This window comes from Kitasatospora sp. NPDC004289 (assembly GCF_053602875.1).
In genome coordinates this window covers 1-3,185 of the sequence record NZ_JBSGEL010000165.1, presented here as the reverse complement: position 1 = coordinate 3,185, position 3,185 = coordinate 1, and the positions used below count along the sequence as shown (strand labels likewise).

The 3,185-nt window shown below is 69.0% G+C and carries 3 protein-coding genes; 2 read left to right on the top strand and 1 reads right to left on the bottom strand.

Features of this window, described 5'->3' with window-relative positions:
- Positions 1-149: 149 nt before the first annotated feature.
- A complete protein-coding gene (gene istA, locus ACWEPF_RS39690; protein ID WP_452176500.1) occupies positions 150-1,769 on the top strand; it encodes an IS21 family transposase in 1,620 nt (539 codons plus the stop codon).
- An 11-nt stretch (positions 1,770-1,780) separates the two neighbouring features.
- Complete coding sequence (istB, locus tag ACWEPF_RS39685) at positions 1,781-2,578, top strand: IS21-like element helper ATPase IstB (RefSeq protein WP_452176499.1); 798 nt, start codon at positions 1,781-1,783, stop codon at positions 2,576-2,578.
- 13 nt (positions 2,579-2,591) lie between these two features.
- On the opposite strand, the gene ACWEPF_RS39680 is transcribed toward istB, so the two are convergent.
- Positions 2,592-3,047: a hypothetical protein gene (locus ACWEPF_RS39680; RefSeq protein WP_452176498.1), complete on the bottom strand. Its 456-nt coding sequence runs from the start codon at positions 3,045-3,047 to the stop codon at positions 2,592-2,594.
- Between the last annotated feature and the right edge of the window lie 138 nt (positions 3,048-3,185).

Genomic DNA, 3,185 nt, shown 5'->3' with positions numbered 1-3,185 from the left:
TGGCTTTATACGTGAGTGGTGAGAGCACCTGTCGCTCGGCGGCGAGAGCACCCCGTGCCACGGGAGAGTGATGTCGCCGAGTTTCGAGAACACCTGGGTGCTTGCCTCGGGACCATGGTTGTGCACTGCACGACGAGGGGGCCCGGGTGCTGCCGAAGTCCAAGGTCGATCTGTACGCGGCGATTCGCCGTGACTCGCGTTCCGGGCTGTCGAACCGCGCTCTCATGCGGAAGTACGGCGTCGGCTTCCTGACGGTCAAGAAGGCCCTGGAGTCGGCATGGCCCGAGCCGCGCAAGAAGCTGGCGCCCAGGGCGACGCGGCTCGATCCGTTCAAGCCGCTGATCGACCAGATGCTGCGGGCGGATCTGGACGCCCCGCGCAAGCAGCGGCACACGGTGAAGCGGATCTTCGACCGGCTGGTGGACGAGCACGGCGCCGACGAGGTCTCGTACCAGATGGTCCGCGGCTACGTGGTCGAGCGCCGCGGGGAGATCCGCCTGCAGGCGGGCCTCGGGGCGGTGGACGCGTTCATCCCGCAGACCCACAAGCCCGGTGCGGAGGCGGAGGTCGACTTCGGTGACGTGACGGTGCGTCTGGCCGGCGAGTTGGTGACCTGCTACCTGTTCGCGTTCCGGCTGTCCTACTCCGGCAAGGCGGTGCACCGGATCTTCGCCTCGTGCGGGCAGGAGGCGTTCTTCGAGGGCCACGTCCACGCTCTCAACATGCTGGGCGGGGTGCCGACCGGGAGGGTCCGCTACGACAACCTTAGGGCCGCCGTCGCCCGGGTGCTGGGCTTCTCCCGGCAGCGGGTGGAGGCCGAGCGGTGGACCGCGTTTCGCTCGCACTACGGCCTGGATGTCCTCTACTGCCAGCCCGGCATCGGCGGCGCCCACGAGAAGGGCGGCGTCGAGGGGCAGATCGGCTGGTTCCGCCGCAACCACCTGGTCCCCGTCCCGGAAGTGGCCACGCTGGCCGGGCTCAACGCGATGATCGACCGGTGGGACGAGGAGGACGAGGCCCGCCGGATCCGGTCCCGGCCCCGCACCATCGGCGAATACTTCGCCGCCGAGCGGTCGCTGCTGGCGCCGCTGCCGGAGGAGACGTTCGAGACGGGTCGGCTGTTCACTCCGCGGGTCGACCGATACAGCCAGATCGGGGTGCGCAACAACCGCTACTCGGTGCCGGTGCGGATGATCGGCCGGACGGTGAGGGTGATGCTGCACGCCTCCGAGCTGGTCGTCTACGACGGCCGGGAGGAGATCGCCCGGCACGAGCGACTGATCGCCAAGGGCGGCACCCGGCTCGACCTGGACCACTATCTGGAGGCATTGGTCCGTAAGCCCGGCGCCCTGCCCGGGGCGACCGCGCTCGACCAGGCCCGCTCAGCCGGCCGCTTCACCCCGGTCCATGACGCCTGGTGGGCGGCCGTCCGCAAGGCCCACGGCGAGCGCGAAGGCACCCGTGCGCTGATCGAGGTCCTGCTGCTGGGCCGGCACCTGCCCCACGAGCACCTCGTCACCGGCCTCGCCGCCGCCCTCCGATCTGGCGCGCTGACCGCCGACGCGGTCGCGCTGGAGGCCCGCAAGGCCGCCGAGGCGGACACCGGGACTCCCGCAGAACCGCGGCTGCCCGCCACCGACCGGGCGACGGTGACCTCGCTGACCGAGCGGCGCCTGGCCCAGCTGCCGCCCGACACGAGGCCCTTGCCCTCGGTGGCCCACTACGACCAGCTGCTGCGACACCGCCGACCGGACCGCCCGGCCCCTTGAAGGAGAACGCCGTGACCTTCCCCCGCCAGCGAGGAATCACCGAGCAGGCTGCCACCGCCGCCATCGACCAGGCCTGCCGGATGCTGCGGCTGCCCACGGTCCGATCCCAGTTCCCCGAGCTCGCCGAAAGCGCCGCCCGCGAGCAGATGTCCTACCTCGGTTTCCTCTCCGAGCTGCTGATGTCCGAGTGCGACGACCGGGCTCGGCGTCGCTCGGAACGGCGGATCAAGGCCGCCGGCTTCCCCCGGGACAAGTCCTTGCGGAAGTTCGACTTCGACGCGAACCCGAACATCGACCCGGCGACGATCCACACCCTCGCGACCTGCGAGTGGATCAAGAAGAGCCTGCCGCTCTGCCTGATCGGCGACTCCGGCACCGGCAAGTCCCACCTGCTGATCGCGCTCGGCACCGAGGCCGCGATGGCCGGCTTCCGGGTCAAGTACGTGCTGGCCACCAAGCTCGTCAACGAGCTGGTCGAGGCCGCGGACGAGAAGCAACTGGCCAAGACCATCGCCCGCTACGGCCGCGTCGACCTTTTGTGCATCGACGAGCTGGGCTACATGGAACTCGACCGCCGGGGCGCCGAGTTGCTCTTCCAGGTCCTGACCGAGCGCGAGGAGAAGAACAGCGTCGCCATCGCCTCGAACGAGTCGTTCGCCGGCTGGACCAAGACCTTCACCGATCCCCGGCTCTGCGCGGCCATCGTCGACCGCCTCACCTTCAACGGCACCATCATCGAGACCGGCACCGACTCCTACCGACTCGCCAGCACCCGCGCCCGCGCCGAACAGCAAGCAGCTGCCGGCTGACCCGCCTGGCCGCTCACAGAGCGATCGGCCGATAGCTGAGGGCCTCGTCGACGATCTGCTCAGCCGAGCCGTCCCGGAGTTCGACCGGAGGATGAAAGATCAGGTCGCTGACCCGGGGATGCGGCACGTTGGCTTCAAGAAGCCGCAGGTAGTAGTCGCACTCCGGGTCACCGGCGAGGATCCTGCGGACGACTTCGACGAGTTCGTCCGTGGTGACGTCAGCGATCCGGGGCCGAGCTGGCCGGGCAGCCTCCAACGCGAACTCGCCCAGGCTCCGGCTGCTGTAGTACTCGGCGAAGTTCAAGGCCACGTAGTCGTGGCCCGTCTTCGCGTTGAATGCCTTGATCTCGTCGTCCACGCTCTCGTCCCCGACGAGCACAACCTCGGCGATCCGCTCGATCTCACGGCTGAGCTCGTCCAGCCGCTGCCGGCTCACCGACGAGGGAAGCAGTTCCGATCTCAGGTCCATGGCCCCGAATTATGCCGTCGGCCCCCGACACGGCCTTCACGGTGCTCTCGGTTCTCACCGACATCTCCCGGTATCTCGATCATGAACCGCTGCCAGAACTCACCGATACTCGCTCTCCGTTTTCACCTACGCAGCCAG

Excerpts from the sequence above, each read along its gene's own strand:
- ACWEPF_RS39680 (WP_452176498.1), bottom strand. The coding sequence starts at position 3,047 with ATGGACCTGAGATCGGAACTGCTTCCCTCGTCGGTGAGCCGGCAGCGG.